General features: G+C 50.7%; 28 protein-coding genes. All 28 read left to right on the top strand.

Features of this window, described 5'->3' with window-relative positions:
- The first annotated feature begins 6 nt into the window (after nt 1–6).
- The 28 genes from Q8K39_RS22865 to Q8K39_RS22730 all read left to right on the top strand — a co-directional run bounded on the left by Q8K39_RS22865 (nt 7) and on the right by Q8K39_RS22730 (nt 21130).
- Nucleotides 7–426, top strand: coding sequence for a hypothetical protein (locus Q8K39_RS22865; RefSeq protein WP_305263473.1), 420 nt, complete (start codon nt 7–9; stop codon nt 424–426).
- A complete protein-coding gene (locus Q8K39_RS22860) occupies nt 423–845 on the top strand; it encodes a gp16 family protein (protein WP_305263472.1) in 423 nt (140 codons plus the stop codon). Before Q8K39_RS22865 ends, Q8K39_RS22860 begins: the two co-directional genes overlap by 4 nt.
- Nucleotides 842–1261, top strand: coding sequence for a Mor transcription activator family protein (locus tag Q8K39_RS22855; protein WP_305263471.1), 420 nt, complete (start codon nt 842–844; stop codon nt 1259–1261). The genes Q8K39_RS22860 and Q8K39_RS22855 overlap by 4 nt, the downstream gene beginning before the upstream one ends.
- Nucleotides 1262–1276: 15 nt before the next feature.
- Complete coding sequence (locus Q8K39_RS22850) at nt 1277–1927, top strand: DUF4124 domain-containing protein (protein WP_305263470.1); 651 nt, start codon at nt 1277–1279, stop codon at nt 1925–1927.
- A gap of 148 nt (nt 1928–2075) precedes the next feature.
- A complete protein-coding gene (locus Q8K39_RS22845; RefSeq protein WP_305263469.1) occupies nt 2076–2429 on the top strand; it encodes a putative holin in 354 nt (117 codons plus the stop codon).
- A gap of 1 nt (nt 2430) precedes the next feature.
- On the top strand, nt 2431–3066 hold the full coding sequence (locus Q8K39_RS22840; protein WP_305263468.1) for a transglycosylase SLT domain-containing protein: 636 nt from the start codon (nt 2431–2433) through the stop codon (nt 3064–3066).
- Complete coding sequence (locus tag Q8K39_RS22835) at nt 3063–3608, top strand: hypothetical protein (RefSeq protein WP_305263467.1); 546 nt, start codon at nt 3063–3065, stop codon at nt 3606–3608. Before Q8K39_RS22840 ends, Q8K39_RS22835 begins: the two co-directional genes overlap by 4 nt.
- Nucleotides 3601–3834 (top strand): TraR/DksA C4-type zinc finger protein, encoded by a 234-nt coding sequence (locus Q8K39_RS22830; protein ID WP_305263466.1) that lies wholly within the window; start codon nt 3601–3603, stop codon nt 3832–3834. Before Q8K39_RS22835 ends, Q8K39_RS22830 begins: the two co-directional genes overlap by 8 nt.
- The gene (locus Q8K39_RS22825) at nt 3831–4133 is read left to right on the top strand and encodes a hypothetical protein (protein ID WP_305263465.1); all 303 of its coding nucleotides are present in this window, start codon (nt 3831–3833) and stop codon (nt 4131–4133) included. The genes Q8K39_RS22830 and Q8K39_RS22825 overlap by 4 nt, the downstream gene beginning before the upstream one ends.
- Nucleotides 4130–4345 carry a hypothetical protein gene (locus tag Q8K39_RS22820; RefSeq protein ID WP_305263464.1) on the top strand — a complete coding sequence of 72 codons (216 nt, stop codon included), beginning with the start codon at nt 4130–4132 and terminating at the stop codon, nt 4343–4345. The genes Q8K39_RS22825 and Q8K39_RS22820 overlap by 4 nt, the downstream gene beginning before the upstream one ends.
- Nucleotides 4346–4348: 3 nt before the next feature.
- Nucleotides 4349–4849, top strand: coding sequence for a DUF1804 family protein (locus Q8K39_RS22815; protein ID WP_305263463.1), 501 nt, complete (start codon nt 4349–4351; stop codon nt 4847–4849).
- A gap of 8 nt (nt 4850–4857) precedes the next feature.
- Nucleotides 4858–6501 carry a phage terminase large subunit gene (gene terL, locus Q8K39_RS22810; protein WP_305263462.1) on the top strand — a complete coding sequence of 548 codons (1644 nt, stop codon included), beginning with the start codon at nt 4858–4860 and terminating at the stop codon, nt 6499–6501.
- A 16-nt stretch (nt 6502–6517) separates the two neighbouring features.
- Nucleotides 6518–8065 (top strand): DUF935 domain-containing protein, encoded by a 1548-nt coding sequence (locus tag Q8K39_RS22805; protein WP_305263461.1) that lies wholly within the window; start codon nt 6518–6520, stop codon nt 8063–8065.
- A 2-nt stretch (nt 8066–8067) separates the two neighbouring features.
- Nucleotides 8068–9240, top strand: coding sequence for a phage minor head protein (locus tag Q8K39_RS22800; RefSeq protein ID WP_305263460.1), 1173 nt, complete (start codon nt 8068–8070; stop codon nt 9238–9240).
- An 86-nt stretch (nt 9241–9326) separates the two neighbouring features.
- On the top strand, nt 9327–9866 hold the full coding sequence (locus Q8K39_RS22795; protein WP_305263459.1) for a phage virion morphogenesis protein: 540 nt from the start codon (nt 9327–9329) through the stop codon (nt 9864–9866).
- Nucleotides 9867–10004: 138 nt separating this feature from the next.
- Entirely contained in the window at nt 10005–11432 is a 1428-nt protein-coding gene (locus tag Q8K39_RS22790) for a hypothetical protein (protein ID WP_305263458.1), read from the top strand.
- 247 nt (nt 11433–11679) lie between these two features.
- Nucleotides 11680–12780, top strand: a complete 1101-nt coding sequence (locus tag Q8K39_RS22785) for a phage protease (protein WP_305263457.1) — start codon at nt 11680–11682, stop codon at nt 12778–12780.
- 44 nt (nt 12781–12824) lie between these two features.
- On the top strand, nt 12825–13244 hold the full coding sequence (locus tag Q8K39_RS22780; protein WP_305263456.1) for a hypothetical protein: 420 nt from the start codon (nt 12825–12827) through the stop codon (nt 13242–13244).
- A 68-nt stretch (nt 13245–13312) separates the two neighbouring features.
- Nucleotides 13313–14206, top strand: a complete 894-nt coding sequence (locus Q8K39_RS22775) for a Mu-like prophage major head subunit gpT family protein (RefSeq protein WP_305263455.1) — start codon at nt 13313–13315, stop codon at nt 14204–14206.
- A gap of 66 nt (nt 14207–14272) precedes the next feature.
- On the top strand, nt 14273–14491 hold the full coding sequence (locus Q8K39_RS22770; protein ID WP_305263454.1) for a hypothetical protein: 219 nt from the start codon (nt 14273–14275) through the stop codon (nt 14489–14491).
- Nucleotides 14492–14500: 9 nt separating this feature from the next.
- Nucleotides 14501–14917 carry a gp436 family protein gene (locus tag Q8K39_RS22765; protein ID WP_305263453.1) on the top strand — a complete coding sequence of 139 codons (417 nt, stop codon included), beginning with the start codon at nt 14501–14503 and terminating at the stop codon, nt 14915–14917.
- Nucleotides 14917–15363 carry a hypothetical protein gene (locus tag Q8K39_RS22760; RefSeq protein ID WP_305263452.1) on the top strand — a complete coding sequence of 149 codons (447 nt, stop codon included), beginning with the start codon at nt 14917–14919 and terminating at the stop codon, nt 15361–15363. The genes Q8K39_RS22765 and Q8K39_RS22760 overlap by 1 nt, the downstream gene beginning before the upstream one ends.
- The gene (locus tag Q8K39_RS22755; RefSeq protein WP_305263451.1) at nt 15360–15542 is read left to right on the top strand and encodes a hypothetical protein; all 183 of its coding nucleotides are present in this window, start codon (nt 15360–15362) and stop codon (nt 15540–15542) included. Before Q8K39_RS22760 ends, Q8K39_RS22755 begins: the two co-directional genes overlap by 4 nt.
- A 56-nt stretch (nt 15543–15598) precedes the next feature.
- Entirely contained in the window at nt 15599–16354 is a 756-nt protein-coding gene (locus Q8K39_RS22750; RefSeq protein ID WP_305263450.1) for a hypothetical protein, read from the top strand.
- 107 nt (nt 16355–16461) lie between these two features.
- The gene (locus Q8K39_RS22745; RefSeq protein WP_305263449.1) at nt 16462–16914 is read left to right on the top strand and encodes a hypothetical protein; all 453 of its coding nucleotides are present in this window, start codon (nt 16462–16464) and stop codon (nt 16912–16914) included.
- 17 nt (nt 16915–16931) lie between these two features.
- Complete coding sequence (locus Q8K39_RS22740; protein ID WP_305263448.1) at nt 16932–17096, top strand: hypothetical protein; 165 nt, start codon at nt 16932–16934, stop codon at nt 17094–17096.
- 3 nt (nt 17097–17099) lie between these two features.
- Nucleotides 17100–20732 (top strand): hypothetical protein, encoded by a 3633-nt coding sequence (locus tag Q8K39_RS22735; protein WP_305263447.1) that lies wholly within the window; start codon nt 17100–17102, stop codon nt 20730–20732.
- Nucleotides 20729–21130, top strand: a complete 402-nt coding sequence (locus tag Q8K39_RS22730) for a hypothetical protein (protein ID WP_305263446.1) — start codon at nt 20729–20731, stop codon at nt 21128–21130. Before Q8K39_RS22735 ends, Q8K39_RS22730 begins: the two co-directional genes overlap by 4 nt.

Genomic DNA, 21130 nt, shown 5'->3' with positions numbered 1-21130 from the left:
AAGCAAATGCCAATCACAAAGGAACAGTGGAAAGAAATTGAGGGTCAACTTTCATTGACCTGGGGAAGTGTGGATTTGAAAATAGACGGATACAACATTAACTTACGCGTTGAACCTCAAAAAGCGAGGACCTATGCGGTCATGGTCTATATCGATAGTAAGTTTGAATGGAAGTGGGCTTTTGACGGCACTGAGGAAGCCAAGCGCTTTTGCAAAACAGTATCTAAGTTCATGTTCAAGCCCAAGGAACGTGCAGTCATGGTAAAGATGCATGGTGGCAAGCGTTGCCCTAAAGCCGATCTTGAACATATCAATAGAAAATTTTTCTTTCACTCGCCAGTCTGGAACAACGTCGCTGCTATGCGCCGCCACTTTGAGAAAAACAATCAAAGCCTGGACGTAGTCAATATTGGATACGCACCATGACTATGCAAAGAAATGCCGAGCAATTGCGCAAGGCAGAGCTGGCGCAGATACATATTGCCAAGGTTCAGCTAGCTATGGCTGACGACACCTACCGCGCACTTTTAAAAAGGGTCGCGGGCAAGGAGTCATCCAAAGACCTGACCTGGCAAGAACGGAAAACGCTCCTGGATGAATTTAAGCGTCTGGGCTTCAAGAACAAACCAAAGCACCAAATGCCAAAAGTCGGGGCTGATCGCATCCCACGTATGCAAAAGATTGAAGCACTGCTGGCCGAGGCCAAACGACCATGGTCTTACTTAAAGCCGATTGTAAAGAACTTGGGCCGCGACAGTATCGAATTTTGCGATGTGAGCGACCTGGGCAAGATTATCACCGCACTTGTAAAAGATGCAGAACGAAATGGGAGAGTCACGTCATGACACAGCGCGACCCAGAAGCCACGATTAAATTACTGGTCAGTATGATCGGTGAAGCTGCTGCCATCAGGCTGATGGATGCCAAGAATTTTGGCGGTGGCAGCTTCGACTTTCCGAAGTCAGAGACGGGCTTGGGCGCGCAAACATTTGCAGCACTTGCTGAGGTGGTAGGCATGCAAAGCGCCCAAAGACTATGCAATCACTTTGGTGGCGAACGGCTGTATATTCCAAACCTCGCACAACAATATAGACAAGAACGCAACAAAAACATTGTCACAAAGTATAATACTGGTTCAACGGTCCGCGAATTAATGCGGGAGTATGGGCTATCTGATCGCCGCGTCTGGGAAATTCTGAAAACAACCGATATGAACCAGGTGAGCCAGCTAAGCAAATACGTGCAAGAGAGTTTGTTTTGAATCGAAAGGCTGACAATGAAAAGTTTAATTGCGCTGGCATGTTTTGCTGTGGTGTCACACGCACATGCAGAAGCATATAAATGCACGGTTAATGGAAAGTCTGTTTACCAGGAAGTCCCCTGCACAGGGGCTGGCGAAAAAGTAAAGTCTGTAAAAGCAGATCAAGTGCAACAAGATGATGGTTACCAAAAAACACAGAAAGACTCCGCCGCGAATATCCAAGCTTTGAAAGCTGAGTATGAAAGCCTGAAAGAAAAAAAAGAGTCCAGCAAAATGAAAGCTGAAATAGAGGCAAAGTTATATAACGAGAATCTTCCGAAGATGCGCGCCGAGCAAGAGAAAGCTGACACCGTTGCAGCAGAAAAATTTGAGCAGCAACAGAAGGAAAACATAGATACTTTGAAATCTTGCATAGGATTGAAATGCAGTTCAAGCGTGTATTATGTAGCCCTAAAGGACATGCAGAAAGTTAACGTAGAAGGCACAATAAACAATTGTTCTACGCAGCTAATCAGAAACAAGGAGTATTTATACTGCTCCGTACCGATCACTGACGGGGGACGCGTACGGGCAGCAAGGCTACAAATGGAGCTTGGCGTACCTGAAAACATTCCCAAATTGGTGAAAGTAAAGACTGATAGGATTAAGTCCGTAAACGTGTATTAAACGCCTGCCACATACCCAATTATTTATATAAGCCGCTGATATCTTCAGCGGCTTTTTTTGTCACTGAACCCCATCCAATAGTTTCAAAAGCAACGTCTCATTATCCTTGGTGATGTATCAATTTACATCAACCTGATAGGAGCGTACCATGAAAAAACTTCCCCGAATGACCGATTGGCTGGTAGCAGCTTTGCTGCTGTCAGTCTTGGCCCTTGCCTTTTCCCCTCAGCAGTTACCCGTAAGCCTGTACAAGCTGAATCTGATCGCCATCGCTGGTGTGGTCGGCTATTGGCTGGACCGTAGCCTGTTCCCTTATGCGCGGCCAGACTCATTCATGGCCATTGATCTTGAAACGATAGAACAGACTCAAGAAGTCGAAGACCCTCCCCTGCAGTTCAAGCTGGAGAAATTCCTGCAAAATGATTTGCTGGTAGCTGCATCGATGCTGCGAAGAGCTTTCATAGTTTCCGCCGCCATGATCGCAGTCGGCCTGGGGGCATAACATGCGCCAGTTCCTGTCCGCTCTCTCGCTGCCCATCATCCTGGCAATGCTCCTGGCCTTGTCGGTGGTCTGCTTGTCAGCCCCGGCACAAGCCCAGGGCATACCGCAAGCCGCGAATAAGTATCGAAACGATTTAACGCGCATTGCCCAAGCCGTTTGGGGCTTAGATGCACCCGTGCCAGTGTTTGCTGCCCAGATACATCAAGAGAGCGGCTGGAACCCAGATGCAGTATCAAGGGTCGGCGCTGTAGGCATGACCCAGTTTATGCCAGCCACTGCTACCTGGTGGTGCGCGTTAAACAAGTTGTCAGCCCAGGACTGCCAGCCACGCAATCCAATCTGGGCAATGCGTTCCATGATCGGCTATGACCTGTGGCTGTATCAGCGGGTAGCCGGGGCTACCGAGTTTGACAGGCTGTGGGCGATGGACCGCAGCTATAACGGTGGCCTGGGACACTGGCAGAAGGAAGCAGCCCTGGTGCGTCCCGCACTCAATCATGAGGCCATCGATGCAGCGTGTGGCCGCGCCAGGCGTAGCCCTATCCATTGCCGAGAAAACCTGGGCTATCCAGATCGCATCCTCAATAACCTGCAGTATCGATACGCGGCCTGGGGCAGAACGGTAGGCCAACCATGAAATTTTTATCAAACTTCGGCTGGTTTGACATGCTTGTCATGGCTATAGGTATGACTCTGGGCGCAACTGCCACGCATGTGTATGACACTGCGCAGATTGAAATTACCAAAGCCAACCTGGCAGGCGTTAAAGCCCATTACAGCGACCAACAAGCACAGGCAACACAAGCCGCCCTGGTTCGCCTGCAAGAAGCCACACAGCGCGCAAATGCCCTGCAAAACACGCTTGATGCTACCGAACAGCGCCTGGCAACCACAAAGACGGAGTTATCCAATGAAATCCAAAAAAGCACCACTGGCCGCGCTTGTCTCAATGGCCGTACTGTCGGCCTGCTCAACCGCGCCACAACAGGCAGTGAGCCTGCAATCCTGCCCAGCGCCACCAGCGGGCCTGCTGAGGCGAGTACCGGCTTTGCCACTGATACCGATATCGCCTCCTGGATCAACAGCGCCACAGCCCAGTACAACACCTGCAGGGCCAGGCTTGATGCCTTGATCGACTGGCATATGTCCACACCAGAAAAAGGCGTGCAGCATGACTGACATATTAGACGATGCCAACAGGCTGGCAGATGTGGCGCGAACTGGTGCAATCGAAGCAGAACTGAAAAGGCTGGCTGCACTGAAAGCAAAGACTCCTGCAATCAGTGCGGAAAATTGTATCCGTTGTGACGAGCCTATAGCTATTGCGCGCCGTCTTGCAATCCCAGGCTGCCAGCTTTGCATTGACTGCAAGACCTTAAGTGAACGATCCAGGAGAAGGCCATGACCATCGATTTAACGGGCGGGCAGATCGTCCAGGCGCTGATGGCAGTCTTGTTTGCCTGCCTGGCCTTCTTTATCCGGCAATGGATCACCAGGCTGCAAAGCGACCTGAAAGACACCAACAGTAAGGTTAGTGACCTGACTGAAAAACTCAATAGCTTCAAGCTGCAGTGTGCAAACGACTATGCACAGAAGTCCGAAATCAGAAGCGGACGTGTAGAGATGATGGAAGCCATACACGCAGTGGCTGACAAAGTAGACCGACTATTTGACAAACTAGATAAGAAAGCTGACAAGCCATGACAGAACAAAGCAAACCTGCTGCAGCGGTCAGCGAAGAACTCGCCTTGCTGCGGAAGATAGATAAAAAAGTAGACGGCATAGACCAGCAGATGGCAGGCATACGCAAGCAAGCCATTCTCTATGGTGCAGTAGCTGGCGCGGCTGCAGGCGGCTTGTCCGGCGCAATCGTTTCATCCGGCATCATGGCCGCACGTATCAAGCTGGGGATGTAATCAATGGCACATCCTCCAGAATTGCGTGACAAAGTCCGCCGTGCCTATGTCTTTGACCGCCTCTCGCTTGAAGTGGCAGCGTTAAAGTGTGGTGTCAGCTACGGCACGGCCAGCCGCTGGAAGTCTGCAGCAGCTGAGGCAGGCGACGACTGGGCAAAAGCCCAGGCCGCGCAATTGCTTGCGGGCGGCAGTATCGAAGACATAGGCCGTCAGATGCTGGCCGGACTGGTAACCCAGTACCAGGCCAGCATGGATGAACTGACCAAGAACGCAGAAATCAACCCGGCCACCAAAGTCCAGCTACTGGCCAGCCTGGCTGATGCATTCAACAAAACGATTGCGGCGAGTAAGCGAATCATGCCAGAGACATCCGAGTTGGCCACAGCGATGGAAGTTATCCAAAAGCTTGCAGCATTTGTTAGACAGCGTTATCCGCAGCATGCCAGTGCATTCACAGAACTGCTTGAGCCGTTCGGCGAAGTCCTGTTCAAGGAATATGGTTAAACACAGCAATGAGCAAACTTACAAAAAAGGAATTCCTTGCCCAGGTAGGAGAACTTGCAGCAGGCATGCGCCTGGCAATCGAATCTGAGTGCGACGGATTTAACCCTGAGCCTGAAAAGATACAAGAACGCCGCTTCCAGGCTCTTGGGTCTTTTCGTTTTTTTGCGCAGACCTATTTCCCGCATTACATCAAGCACAGCCCTGCGACTGTGCATGAATACCTGTTTGACCGATTCCAGGAGGTGGTGGATAACAAGATTGGCGACCATGACGCGATAGCTGCACCGCGTGGACACGCTAAATCAACCATCATTACCCAGATCGGCACACTCTGGTGCATCGTCACTGGCCGCAAGAAGTATCCCCTCATTGTGATGGATGCCTTAGACCAGGCATTGCCCATGCTGGAAGCAATCAAGGCCGAGCTTTGCTATAACCCGCGCCTGCTCCTGGACTTCCCCGAAGCAACAGGCCAGGGCCGCGTCTGGCAGGTCGGCGTGATCGTCACCAGCAATGATGTGAAAGTGGAAGTCTTTGGCTCAGGCAAAAAGATACGTGGCCGCCGCCATGGCCCTCACAGGCCAGACCTGGTGATAGGCGACGACCTGGAAAATGATGAAAACGTGCGCAGCCCAGAGCAACGGGACAAACTGATGACCTGGGTGTTAAAAAGTTTGCTCTCGCTTGGTCCGGCAGATGACAGCTTGGATGTGTTCATCATTGGCACGATTCTGCACTATGACTCTGTACTGTCCCGGCTGATCAATAACAAGCTATGGCTTGGCAGGAAGTTCAAGGCCGTCGAACAGTGGCCAGAAGACATGGAAGCCTGGGACATGTGGACAGAGATACTGTTAAACGATGGAGAACAAGCCGCCCTTGCATACTATCGCGCCCATCCAGGTATGGATGCAGGCGCAAAGATTTGCTGGCCAGGTGGAACCACGTTCTACAAATTGATGATCAAGCGCGCCAGGGATGGCAAGGAAGCCTTTGATTCTGAGCAGCAGAATGACCCGGTGTCTGGCGAAGATGCCCCTTTTGCCAATTGCATCCACTTCTGGGTTAATCGCTTGCCGGAATGGCTATTCTTTGGTGCTTGCGACCCTTCCCTGGGAAAGCAAGGACGTGGCCGTGACCCTTCCGCTATCTTGGTCGGTGGCGTCAACCGTGAAACGGGCGTGCTTGATGTCGTTGAGGCGGCGATAAAAAAGCGACTGCCAGATAAGATCATTGAAGATGTGATTTCTTTCCAGAAGATTTATCGCTGTCTGATATGGGGCGTTGAGTCCGTCCAGTTCCAGGAGTTCATGCGAACAGAACTAGTTAAACGGTCAGCAAAACAGCGAATACCAGTGCCAGCCCGCGCAGTTATTCCTTCAACAGACAAAGTTTTACGGATTGAATCGTTACAGCCACATATGGCAAATAAGTTGATACGTGTCCACAGCACACATTTAACGCTGCAAGACCAGCTTAGGCACTTTCCCAAAGCTGACCATGATGACGGCCCTGACGCTTTACAAATTCTTTGGATGTTGGCAACTACTGGCTTTGCCTGCTTTGAGTTCCAGGCTGCTGGTGGAAGTGACCAGGATGGCAGCGACGGCAACAACGATATAGAAATCTACACGGGCGCTGGAGCCTGGTAAAACAGACAGGAACATTATGGCAACGATACTAGACCAATACGGCAATCCCATTCAATCAGCGATACTGAAAGAACCGCAGACAGCAAAGCTCATGCAGTTGCATATGGAGTTTGCGAATCATCCCAGCCGTGGTTTAACACCCGTTAAACTTGCCAGCATCATGCAACAGGCAGAGCAAGGCAACCTCATGGCCCAGGCTGAATTGTTCGCGGATATGGAAGAGAAAGACGGCCACATCTTTGCAGAGATGGGCAAGCGCAAGGGAGCTATCCAATCCATAGACTGGGAAGTCCGGCCACCACGCAACCCTAGCGCCGAGGAAAAGTCTGTTGCAGCCTATTTAACGGAACTGTGCCAGGACTTGCCAGGCTGGGACCAAATGCTATTCGATGCGTTTGATGGCATTGGCCATGGTTACTCATGCCAGGAAATTGAGTGGCACATGCTGGGTAAGGAATGGTTTCCCAAGGAAATCAACCACAGGCCACCGACCTGGTTTAACGTTAATCGTTTTGACCAGGATGATATACGCCTGCGCGACAATACCCCGAATGGCGCGGAGCTGATCCCTTTTGGCTGGATCACCCACAAGCACAAAGCAAAATCCGGTGTGCTGTCACGAACCGGCTTGCATCGCATACTGGCCTGGCCTTACCTGTTCAAGAATTACGCCATCCGTGATCTTGCCGAGCTGCTGGAAATCTACGGCCTGCCAATTCGCCTGGGCAAATATCCACCAGGTACTAGCGACGCCGAGAAAGCTACCTTGCTGCGTGCTGTTACCCAACTTGGCCACGCTGCTGCTGGCATCATCCCGGACGGCATGGCGATTGAATTTGAAAACGCGGCTACGGGCAACCATGATCCATTCGTTGCCATGATCGAATGGGCAGAAAAAACCGTATCCAAAGCCATACTGGGCGGAACATTGACTAGCCAGGCCGATGGCAAGTCATCCACTAATGCCCTGGGCAATGTACATAATGACGTGCGCCGCGAGATACTGGCCTCGGATTCCAAGCAACTAGCAGCGACTTTAACGCGGGATTTGCTCTACCCGCTAGCAGTGTTAAACGGCAAGCGACTGGATGATCCACGCCGCATGCCTCGCCTGCACTTTGACGTGCGCGAAGAAGAAGACTTTGAATTGCTGGCCGGAGCCTTGCCTAAACTCGTCAGCGTGGGTCTGAAAATTCCAGTGTCCTGGGTCAACAGAAAACTTTCAATACCAGCACCAGAAGGCGATGAGCCTATCCTGCAAACCATTAATAAAGCCCCTGCACCCGCATTTGCTGCAAACCGGATTGCAGCCCTCAAGGCGTCACAGGGCAGCAGTTCGGATAGCCTGCTTAGCCAGCCAAGTCAGGAAACTGACGACGCATGGCAGCAAGTCATCACCCATATTGAGCAAATGGTGGAAACCGCAGACGACTTACCCAGCCTACAGCATGCGCTCCTGGAGACGTTTAACGGCCTGCCCTTGGAGGACTTGCAGGCAGTGATGGCCAAGGGCTTTGCAGTGGCCCAGTTGGCAGGCATGTTTGACGTTAAAACAGGGAAATAGACATGGCTGCGTACGAGCGACTGCCGCCATGGAATAAGCCTTTTGCAGAACAATTGGCATTCTTTAAGTACAAACTGAGTGTACCGACTGAGAGATGGAACGATATTCTTAGAGAAGCGCATGACCGGGCTTTTATGGTGGCCGGGGCGCAGAGTGCGGATTTACTGAATGACTTAAATGCTGCAATCACTAAGGCTATAGAAAATGGGACAGGCATCGAAGCGTTTCGCAAAGATTTTAAACAGATCGTTGCAAAAAACGGATGGACTGGCTGGACTGGTGAAGAATCCGCAGCGAAGACGGCATGGCGCACCAAAGTAATTTATCAGACCAATATGTCCACCAGTTATGCAGCCGGACGCTGGAAGCAGTTAAACGATCCAGAGTTACAGAAGGTCATGCCCTACTGGCAGTATAAACACAATGACGGCGTGATCTATCCACGGCCATTGCATAAAAGCTGGGACGGTTTAACGCTTCCATCTGATCACCCTTTTTGGAAACAACACTTTCCACCAAATGGATGGGGATGCCAATGCCGGGTGGTTCCCGTCACCAAGGCAAAATTTATGAAGGCGGTAGTTAATGGCCGTGGCCCAGCCAATGCACCAGACCAGGAGAACACAGAAGGAATAGACGATGGTTTTGCCTATGCGCCAGGCGCAAACATGGATACATCGTTCAGAAGCATCATTCAGGACAAACTGATTACCTACCCGCCCGCCATTAGTAAGGCACTCTCTCGGCTGATGAACAAGACGGTGCATGCTGAAGACGTCGTGGACTTTGTGAATGATGCTCTGGCGAATCCACAATTAACAGAGAATCAATTTCTTGGCTTTGTGGAGAATGCAGAAGCGATTCAAAAAGCCATTGGTGAGGACACAACGGGCTTTATTGTGCTGCTCAAAAGTGAATATGCGCGTCACGTCAATAAGAGCCATGCCAGAGATGGCGGACAACAAAGGCCACCGAAGCCTGCCGACTTTGCTCATGTCATTACGGTCTTGAATGAAGCAGACAAATTAATGCCTGGCGACGAGTCAAATCACGGATTGCCAACGATCAAGGCGAGCAAAACAATTTTGGGGGATTTGTTCACAGCGGTTTTTGAAGTCCGCCTGGGCAAGAAAAACCGGGTTCTAAACTTGCTGTCTATGTATATCAAAGTTTAGCAGGCATCTGGCTGATGTATGTTCCCCCCAACCATTACGTCCAGGACGGTGACGCCAATGCTTAAAATAATAGCACAGGTCCAAACATGATAGAAGTTAAATACAACAGTGGCAAAGTCCAGGAACTGCTGAAACGCATCGTGGAAGGCACGCAGAGCGCCGAGCCTATCATGAAGGCGATAGGCGAAACTGTGATGGAGATCGCCAAACAGTCTTTTGAAACCTCAGCTTCCCCCGATGGTGAAGCCTGGGAGGCCAATAGTGATGTAACAGTGCTGCGTTACCTTGAGGTCACGGGTGGCAATTTCAAAAAAGACGGAACGCTCACAACCAAGGGGCAAGCCAGGAAACTGAATAAGAAACCTCTTATCGGTCAATCCAGGGACTTGTCCCGCCAGTTTAGCTACGTTGCAGACGCCGATTCGGTAACAGTCAGCAATACTATGGTGTACGCGGCCATGCAGCAATTCGGCGGATCCAAAGCGCAGTTTCCGCATTTGTGGGGAGATATTCCGGCGCGGCCATTCATGCCGATGGACGCAGATGGTAAGTTAATGCCTGAAACTGAAGCGGAAATAATTAGTTTAATGCAGGATTACTTAGACGAAACTCTAAACAATAGCTAATGAAAAATTTTATTAATTAACATCAAATCTAAGTCGATTAAAATTGTTTAATTGCTATTTCTCTGTTAGATTCAAATCTATGCGCTCGCTGGATGACCAGCAGCATTATTAGTGTGAAAACTTCTCCAGAGGAAAGAAATGAATAACGTCATCCCAGTACCACCAATGCAGTTAGTTGATCCTCAGGCTCAAATTATCATTGATGTACTCAAAAGCGTAGGTTTGCCGTTTGACAATATTATTGCAACTCAAGATCAACGTGCGATCATAAATAATAACCTTCCTTCATATATAGCTTCGCTTCCTGCGGCGGTTAAACAAGATGCACGATATCTTTCAAAGTTTGTAGTCGGAGCTGGCATCGGGCTATTTGATTATTCGCTAAACTCTATATGGAATGAAGTCGTTCTTGATCTTCACAAAAAAGTGATTGCTTATGGATTGGATATATTTTACGACGCTGCGATTGGGGGGAAAGCAAGGGAGTTTTATCAATCAGAAGATGATCTACGATCTGTAAAAGATGGTGTCCTTTTAGATAACTGTAGAAAATTGGAGCTTATTGCAGACACAACGTATAAGAAGCTTAAGCATATTCTAGACATGAGAAATGACATAGGAATCTCTCATCCGACAAATTACACAATTAATGCATTTGAGCTTCTAGGATGGCTCCAAACTTGTATTCAGGACGTATTGAATGACCGTCCGACAGAAGCAGCCCTACAAGTACAAGCGTTCATTCAGAACCTTAAAACGTACAAGTTGCCTCTAGATCCTGTAAATGTAACTTCTATTTGCGGAAAAATCGGCGCCCTCGCATCACATCATTCTGGTAACGTACTTAGAACAATGTTTGGGATTTATGTAGCTTCAGAAACTGATCCGCAAGTTAGAAAGAACGTTGCATTACTCGCATTACATGTTTGGACCGCTAGCGACATTGACACTAAGTATCGACTTGGTCTCACACTGGAAGGATATAACACAAATTTATACCGTGAAAAGTACGAGTTGGGGGAGCAATTCTTCCGAACTGTTGGTGGAAATGCCTTCAGATCGAATTCTGAACGCGCAATTATTGTTGATGGCTTGATTGATCAACTGCTTGAAAAGCACAATGGGTGGGATAATTTTCATCATGAGGCTCCTATTGCAGACTCCATATCGTCATACCTCAGCGGGCAGCAAGACATCCTTGCAAATTTTTCGCAAAAATTAATAAAAGTCGTGCTGATTTGTCGCATAGGCAAAGGTACTCAGTACAATAATGGTGTGTCACCTCGTGGCTTGGTCTACTATAACCGTATAATTTCCATGCTTGGTGATCAATACACACCTACTGCACTTGCAGTCCTTGCTTCGTATGAAATTCAGAATCAACTAGCCAACCCTCTTTGCCGTCACCAAGCATGCTTGGCACTCGGGATCTTGAAAACTGGAGTTGTAAATGAGCGCCTGTTGGAATCTATCGACTTCTTACTTGAGTATCTACCGCAGAACGGGCGCGTTCTCTTTGATACGCGTTTTAAGGCTTTGACTTCAGGCTACATTACCTGGTCATAATTTGTTTGCGATAAAAACTATTCAAATAGCCCCATAAACAAATTTATGGGGCTGCTGCTAGCATGACCTTGCAGAAACGCTTTTGAGTACGTTAAATAGGCGTTAAATCCCTTCTAATCGGCAAGCGCAATCAAAGACTACAATCAATTTTGCATCAAACACGCCAAAACCCTGTTTGGCGTATCAAAACATCTCACTGAACCCCATCAACTTTTAGCCGTGTTCCCAACACGCCAAAGTGATGGTCATGACAAATCCAAACAACATCGCCGTAGCATCTCTGGTCTTTGACTTACCTCAAACCACCAACGATGGCTTACAGATACTTCCCGCCGGGGCATTCCGTTCCCGTGATGGCAGGCCGGACGATTGCGCAGCCTGGGTAACTACTGCAGGCATAGCCGCAAACCTCATCGTATTGGCCAATAGTTCAAGCACCCGTCTGGTGATTGACTATGAGCATCAGACGCTCAATGCCGCAGAGAACGGCCAGCCAGCCCCGGCGGCAGGCTGGTTCCAGCAGATGGAGTGGCGCGAAGGCGTGGGCCTGTTTGCCACGGATACCGAGTGGACGGAACGAGCCGCAGGAATGATCAAGGCTAAGGAATACAAATACCTGTCCCCTGTCTTTTCCTACGACAAGAACACAGGCGAAGTTTTACAGATTCTGCATGTCGGCTTAACCAATACACCAGCGCTGGACGGCATGCAGGCAGTAGCGCTGAAGACCATACAGGCTGCTTTGCAGCATTCCAACCAACCACCAGAGGAAACAATGAATCCACTTTTGAAAGCATTGCTCGCAGCCTTGGGCCTGCCAGAAACCACCGTTGAAAAGGACGCCATGACAGCAGTGACAGCCCTCAAAGCCAAAGCTGACCAGGTCACTGCCAAGGATCAGGAGATCGCAGCACTCAAGAAAACAGCCGACCAGGTCGCCGTGAAAGACCAGGAGATTGCAGCCCTGAAAGCGACGGCAACCAATACAGGCAACCCTGATCCAGCCAAGTTCATGCCAATAGAAGCAGTAAAGCCTTTGCAAGACCAAGTGGCAGCACTTTCTGCCAAAGTGCATGGCCGTGAAGCAGATGAAGTGGTGACGGTCGCACTCAAAGAAGGCCGCATCTTGCCTGGACAGGAAGCCTGGGCGCGAGAACTTGCAGGCAAAGACCTGTCCTCACTCAAAACCTACCTGGACAACACCACGCCAATTGCAGCGCTGAAGCATACGCAGACAGGCGGCAAACCACCAAGCGGTGGCGATGCGGCTCTGTCCACGGAGCAAATAGCTATCTGCAAGGCTATGAACTTGTCCCAGGAAGACTTCAAAAAAACGCTGGCCGCTTAACGCCAGGCAGACCGATATCAACCATATCAATATAGGAGTCAGACATGACAGCAGCAATAGCAGACCGCAATACTCGCAGCCGAGAGGGTGTGGTCTTTGAACACCCGGTAAAGGGAGCAACCAAGATTTATGCAGGAACCATGGTTGCCATAGACCCGGCCAATAATCTGGCCATCCCAGGCAAAACAGGCGTCGGCCTCAAGTCGATCGGTGTGGCCCAGGCTTTCACAGACAACAGTGCCGGCACGGATGGCGACATTCGCGTCCGGGTGTTCCGTGGTCAAGGCAGTATCTACCGTTTTGCCAATTCCGGTGGTGCTGACCTGATCGCCCTGGGCGACATCCAGGCGGACTGCTACATGGTGGATGACTCCACGGTAGCAAAGACCAACGGCACAAACACCCGTTCAGTCGCCGGAAAAATCCGCGACGTTGACGCCAACGGCGTCTGGGTCGAGTTTTAAGCTTTTCCGCCAGGCCAACTGCCGGAAGCATCAAAAAGCATCTATTTCAACCGTATATAGGAGTATCCATGGAAATCAATCAAAACAGCCTGGCGGCGCTGTTCACGGGCTATAACATGGTCTTTCAGCAGGCATTTTCCGCAATTGAAAATGACTATGAAGACATCGCCATGACCGTGCCGTCCACCACGGCCCAGGAGGTGTATGCATGGCTGGGCCAGACAACGCGCTTCCGCGAATGGATTGGTGATCGTGTCGTCCAGAACCTGGAAAGCCATGATTTCACGATCAAGAACAAGGATTGGGAAAACACCGTTAAAGTGTCCCGCAATTCAATCGAAGACGACACGTATGGCCTATATAAGCCATCCATGGCGCAGTTGGGTCAGGATTCTGCGAAGCATCCAGGCGAACTGGTTTGGGGTCTGATTGGCAAAGGTTTCAATGCCAAGTGCTATGACGGCCAATACTTCTTTGACACTGATCATCCTGTCTTGAACGAAGACGGCTCGTTCTCTTCAGTGTCTAATTTCGGCGGCGGCTCTGGGCCTGCCTGGTATCTGGTGGATAACACCAGGATCATTAAACCGATTATCTATCAACAGCGCAAGCCTTACACATTTGTTGCGCTGGACAAGGATACGGACGCCAACGTATTCAACCGCAAAGAGTTCGTCTATGGCGTGGATGCTCGTAGCAATGTCGGTTTCGGTCTGTGGCAACTCGCTTACGCTTCCAAGCAACCGCTGGACGAAGACTCCTATGCTGCGGCCCGTCAAGCCATGATGGAATTGAAGGGTGATAACGGTAAACCATTGGACATCAATCCTAGCTTGCTGATCGTTCCACCAAGCATGGAGAAGCAGGCCAAGAAAATCCTGGTGGCCGAGCATGGTGCGAATGGCGCTACCAACATTTTCCAGAACACAGCCAAGCTGAAAGTATCGCGCTGGCTGAAATAAAACGGCTGCGACATACCGCAAGGCTTGGTTCCTCTACATTTTCATTTACCAATAGGAGTAATTCATATGGCAAAAATCACCGTCCTGCGTGTCGTCAGTCGGGCTGCATCATTCCGCCGAGCTGGTCGCCAGTTCACGGCTACACCGACTGACATTCCATTGACCGAACTCACAGACAAAGAGCGCCAGCTCATTGAAGACGATCCTGAGCTGGTGGCGTTTGAAACAGAAGCTGATGCGCCGGAGCCAGTTGCCGAAGCCAAAGGCAACAAACCCAAAAAATAAGGCCAGGCAATGAACTACTGCACAAAGTCAGACTTGATAACGGCCTTTGGCATGGCTGAGCTGATCCAGATCACCGATAAGGAAAACGCATCTGCCATCGATGACGTGGTGTTAAACAACGCTATCAGAGACGCTGAGGCTGAAATCAATGTCTGGCTTGCAGGTCGCTATGTCTTGCCGCTGCCTACTGTGCCAGAGATTCTGCGCAAAGTGGCCATGGACGTCACCAGGTATCACTTGTGGGGCGATGTCCAGGCAGATCATCCTGTTGCAAACCGATACGGCCAGCAGATCAAGCTGTTGCAGGCCATCGCCAAAGGGACTGCATCACTTGGTCTGGACATTGGTGGCGCGCCAGCGCAGACCAGCAACACAGTGCAGATTGCAGAAGGCAGAAACGATTTTGGCGACCGGAGGGGCTGGTGATGGACTACCTGGTACTGGAAGACTTGCTGGTTGACCGGATCAAGGAAACCATGCCGGAACTGAAAGCCGTGTTGACTGCCACCGACCTTGCAGCAGTCAAAGACGACCGTAAGGCAGACCTGGCCGCGCATGTGGTGTACCTCGGTGATGAAATCGGTTCTGGCCCGCAGCACCAGGGCGGATCAGGCAAGGTTCAAGCCATTACCCAGCAATGGATGGTTGTCCTGGTCGTTAAATTTGCTGGATCGCCAACCACAGGGAAAGGTAACCGCAAACTGGCTGGCCCACTCATTACCAAGCTATTGAAGGCACTGGCCGGATGGGAGCCGCCAAACGTTCCCCTCGATGCCTTGCGCCGCATCAATGCACCAAAAGTCATTTACAACAACGGCTTTGCCTACTACCCGTTTGCATTTAAGACCCTGTTCACGTTAGGAAGATCATGAGCATTCAAACCATCAAACTGAAAAAAGAACACACCCACGACAGCGTTAAACATCCTGATGGGTCGGAGATATCAGTCCACCAGACAGACGCTGAATGGCTGATTACCAATGGCATAGGGGACCTGGTCAAGACAAAAAAGGAGGCTGAAGCCAGTCCTGACAAGGACACAAAGAAGTAACTTGCCTAGTAAGTCAGTCAGGCAATTTTTAATAGTCAATCCTTACAGGAGTCAACATGACACAGTATTACTTAGGCAAAGGCAAAGTGTTTGAAGCTGAACGCGATGCAAACGGTCGTCCAAAAGCATTGCGCTGGATGGGTGACGTGTCTTCAGCAAAACTCAGCTTCAAGACGACCAAGGTCGATCACAAAGAATCCTATTCTGGCCTGAACACAAAAGTAAAAAGCGTTACTACTGCCCAGGAAGCCACGTTTGATTTGACCATGCATGAAATTAATACAGGCAATCTGTCGAGTGGTGTATCTGGCAAAGTAACAAAGCTGGTAGCAGGCTCGGTCACTGGCGAAGTATTAACGGGTAGTCTGGTCGCTGGCGACCGTGTGGCACTGAAGTATCCCAAAGTGTCAGCCGTCGCCATCACTGATTCTGCAGGCACACCCGCTACTGTCAGCCCTACCAAGTACAAGGTGGACCCCAATTTTGGTTCTATCGATTTTCTTGACGTGACTGGCTTTCAGCAACCGTTTAAGGCAGCTTATTCCCATGGGGAGCTGGAAAGCGTCTCTCTGCTGACTGCTCAACAAACAGAGAAATACATCCGATATGAAGGCATCAACCTGGGCGAAGGCGGAGCACCTATCGTGGTGGAGCTGTACAAAGTGAAGCCAGAACCATTCAAAGACCTGGCATTGATCACTGATAAATTCGCTGACCTGAGCATCAGCGCCGAGGTCTTGCGTGATGCCACCAAGCCAGCGGATGACGAGATCGGACAATTTGGCCGAATAATCCAGGTAGCGCCCGCGTAAAAATAGCCGTCACCTGACGGCACTCTTCCCACTGAAGCCCATCCTCTGATGGGCTTTTTCTTTGCTCCTTACACTGGCTGTACTTAACCAGTCAACCAGGAGCAAACATGAATCCAGTAGAAAACACATCCCCGCAAAATGACCTGGAAAAGGTCATTCCCGCAGATAGAACAATCATTATTGCTGGCGCTGACTTCCCTGTACGCCAATTCAAAATTGGTCGCCTGCCTGCCGTCTTGAAGGCTTCGCAGCCACTTATCCACATGATTACTGGTCAGGTCAAAGGCGAATCCCTGGACGTGATTAGCCTGTTTGTTCTGTACTCAGAAGAATGCCTGGCATTGCTGGCGGTGCTGGCAGACAAGCCACGCGAGTGGGTGGATGCCCTGGAGCAGGACGAAGCAGTTGATTTGCTGACAGGCTTGTTGGAGGTGAACCTGGATTTTTTTGTCCTGCGCGTCCTGCCGAGGGTCAAGGGCGCACTGGAAAGCCTGGGCGAAGTCATCAAGAACAATGCACAACTGGTGCGAATAGCTGGGCAGATGGCTTCCAGCACCTGATTGCCAGCGGCCACCACATGGCCGACATCCTTAACTACACCTGGTCGCAGTTTAAAGCCTTCCTGGAAGCGACGACAAGGCAGAACAAAAGCCGTGATGCGGATATGTTTTCCATGCTGCTGATTGCGACGAGGGGTAGCGAGGAAAGCGTTAAACGAATGCAGTATCTATTTGAAAGGTAAGCGATGTCCGCAGTCCTGGAACTGAAAATTAAGAACCTGGTCGAGGGGCTGGAGGACGTGGCCGCGCTGCAAAAGAAGATTGCCGAGCTAGAGCAATCATCAGGTAAGGCAGATACCGGGATGTCTGTTCTCTCGTCGGGCATGAGCTTTGTTAAAGACAATGTCATTGCGCTGGTGGGTGCATTTGCATCGCTGGCCATTGCTTATGGCATCAAAGAATCCACCGAGTACGCCGCTCGCACGGAGACACTGGGCATTACCCTGGACGTGGTTGCCAAGAACGCGGGCTATGGTGCGCAAGAGATCAGCAAGTACGAAAAAGAAGTCAAGGCGCTGGGCATCACGACCCAGGGAACCCGCGAAGCTATCACACAGATGATCCAGTCCGGCCTGGAGATCGGCCCACAAGCTGAAAATCAGGTTTCCCAGGTCGCCAAGCTGGCCAGGGCTGCACAAGACCTGGCCGTGGTCACAGGTGAAAACTCGTCAGAGACACTGACCAAGCTGATTACCAACATCTCGCAACTTGATACTGTTGGCCTGCGCTACATGGGCTTAACGGTCAACGTTGAAGCCGCAGAGCGCCAGTTTGCCCTATCCATAGGCAAGACAGTCGAGCAACTGACACAAAAGCAAAAAATTCAGGCGGTCATGGATGAAAGCCTGAAGCAAGCCGAGAAGCTGCAAGGTGCTTATGGCGCGTCAATGGACTCAGTAGGCAAGAAAGTCCAATCCCTTAAGCGATACCAGGAAGAGCTGGCCAATGACATTGGCAACAAGCTGTTGCCCGCCTATGGCTCATTGGTCGATGCTGCAACCAATTTCCTGAAGAGCGCCGACAAGATCGCCCAGGGCATCGACAAGTCCGGTGCTGCATCACGCCTGTTCGCTGAGGGTGTTTCCTCGTTCGGCAGTGCCATGGGTGATTCGTTAAACACAGTGATGGGCATGTTTGGAGAAATCTATCCCTCCTTGGGCGCGCTGGGCAAAGGCTTTATGGAATTACTTGGCTTTGTCATCCGTGTAGGCACTGAAATACTCACCCTGGGCCACTACACCACCGCGACGGGCGAGAAAGTCACGGTACTAGGCCAGATCGTTAAATTCTTAATTGGCGCTATTGCCCTGGCCATGGCAGGCATCAAGGATGGAATCGATATTGCCACGGCTGCGATATTTGGTTTTGGTGGCGCTACCCTGGACATCGTCGGGAAAATCATTTCTGGCTTTGGTAAGTTGGTTTTCTATATCAATCAGGACTGGGGCAAAGCGATCCAGGGTGTGGGAGATGGCCTGCAGGACACAGGCAAGGACATGATCGGCTTTGCAGATAAGACGGTAGACCAGTTCGCACGTGGGGAAACTGCTGTCCTGAAATACCGCCAGTCATTGCGGGATGCTGCGGTCTACCAGCAAAAACTGGCCGAGGTGACCGACTTCAGCAAGGCCGAGGCAGAAGTCCTAGCCATGGCGGAAGCAGTCAGGAAGAACGGCGCATACACCACCGACCTAGCCACACAGTCAAGTCTGTTGAGCGACAAGCTGAAGGAGATGCAGGCCAGCGGTGCTTTGACCACAGAACAGCTTGGCCAGCTTCAGAAAAGGCTTGCAGCCCTGGCTGGTGACGACACTAAGAAATTCATCACGGCCATCGATGAAGCTGGACTCAAACTGACCCAGCTTGATGGAAAAGATCGCCTCACGTCGTTAAACGCGGAGTTCGCGGCTATCGTCGGCACGGTACAAACTTTGGGGAACAGTACCAAAACTACCGCTGATGTAATGAATGATGCCTTTTCTAAGGGTGTGGACGCAGCGAAGACGCTAGCAGAACTGAATCAGATAGGCGCGTCCCTGGGCGACGTTAAGAAGGTCACTGGAGACATCAAGCCCGCACTGGTCGATGTGGGCATCAAGTTCGATGAACTATTTGAGAAAGCACTTAAAGCAGCGAAGACCGAGGGCAACTTTGCAGATTTACGCGCTGAAGTACAGCGACTGGGAAAGGAAGGAACAATTTCCGGCAGCGCAGTGGCAAGAGCGTTAAAAGATATAGAAGAAAAAAGCAAAGGCGCTGAAGCTGCTATGTCTCGCCTTGCAAAGCAAGCGTCAGATTTAGCCAAATCAAATTCTGATGTCGCTAAGTCACATCTTGAACTGGTGAAGGCACAAGCTGATGTTGGTCGTGCAAACCTAGAAGTATTGGTCAAGCAGAACGAGTATAGGAAGTCTGGTTCAGAACTGGCAAAAGAAGAACTCAATCTGGCGAAAATAAACAAGCAACTGGCTGTTGAAAAAGCTACAGAGGCAAAACTAGCGTACCAGGTTGCCGTGGACGCCCAGAAGTTACTCATCAGTTTGCAACAAAAATTGAATGCGGACAAAGAACTTGAACTGCACATTGGCCAGCAAGATGCGGATGTGTATAAAGACAAAGCGAAAGCGGCTGAGGATGCAGCCAAAGCCGCTGAAGATGCCGTAAATTGGTCACGCTCTGAATTATCAGGTCAGCAAGCCATTGTGAGTCAGGTCGAGGAAAAGAAAGTCAAACAAGAGTTTGCGCGTGACATCGTTAAAGAAACGGGCGTTGCCTATGAGTTAAATCGTGCTGCCGTTGAACAGATCAACAGCAGCACCGGTGCTGTCGCGCAAACACAGGTGAAGGTGACCGACAAGGTAAATGAAACTAAGGCGGCTATTGGTTCGCTTAAAAGTGAAATTGACAAAGCAGATGGCGCTGCAGGAAATCTCATTACAAATTTTGACAAGGCGGCTCGTGCAGCTGGCAATGTTAAAACACCTAGTCAGAATACTGCAGACACTCCAGCTAGGCCGCGTGATCCAGCTCCTCAAAGTCCAAATATAGATAGAGGCGGACAAGGTAACAGCAATGTGCAAAAGCCAATAGATCGATCAGAAAAGCAGCCTGGCATTGCGTCTGACGGATTCGGCGGTGGCGCTATGGACAGCGACGTTGCTAACATGCTGTATGACGCCGAGCATGGAAAAAGGATAGAGCCAACTGCAGAAAACAAGCAACGCGCCCAGACCGCCTGGAATGCAGCAAAGGCCAACAAGCAAATGTACGACGCGAACTCGACGGCTTTCTCTTCTGCGGGCGCTGACTCCATCCTACGCAGCTACAACCGCGCAAAGACACTGGCAGAGTCCATGGGCCTTAACACCAGCGAAAGTGGCAGCGCCGGGCTAAACGATGGCAGCGGAGGATATGGCGGCTTTGCCGCGCCAGGCTCCAATGGTGCTTACTACCGAAAACTGGACGGCTCCCACGAGACTGGGCTGGACCGCGTACCCAAGGACGGTTACGTGGCCGAGTTGCACAAGGATGAGAAAGTGCTGACTGCCGCAGAGGCAGACAGCTACCGTAAAGCGCCGTCTGTGGCCGACCTGTCTCGCCAGTTGCTAAGCCAGATTAGCTTTCCCAGGATCACCGATGACCCAGCCATCAAGGAACTTGTTCAGCAGTCCGCCAGGACCGCCAGCAATCAAGGACCAGAGAAAGTCATCCAGTTTGATTTAACGGGCGGCGGCAAAACCATCCCTGTCACGACAGACGCAGGAAACGAACGCGCCTTACTTGATTTACTGAAACGCGCTAAGGGAGTTGCATCATGATCCTACGCAATTTAACGCTGGGCCAGGATTTGCAGTTGCACCATGACTTGCAATGGATGGATGAACACGAATGGACGCCTGTTGTGTCGTCTGTGGAATACAGCCTGACTGGTGCGCTCCTGGTCGAAAACGCCACGCGCCAGGCTGGCCGACCTATCAGCCTGCAGCCGCCCGACAACAGCATGGCCTGGCATACCAGGTCTGTGGCCGACCTGCTGCAAACCTGGTCAACAGTACCAGGTCAGCAATTCCGTTTAACGCTGGACGATGGCCGGGGCTTTAACGTGGTCTTTCGCCACCATGAATCGCCAGCCCTGGAAGCTGAGCCGGTTCGCCAGATGGCGACCTATGACGCCGATGATTATTGGTTAGTAAAACTTAAGTTTATGGAGATTTAA

The organism is Undibacterium sp., assembly GCF_030683615.1.
Classification (GTDB): domain Bacteria; phylum Pseudomonadota; class Gammaproteobacteria; order Burkholderiales; family Burkholderiaceae_D; genus Undibacterium; species Undibacterium umbellatum.
Note: the sequence above shows the minus strand (reverse complement) of the source record. Positions and strands in the feature narration are given on the sequence as shown.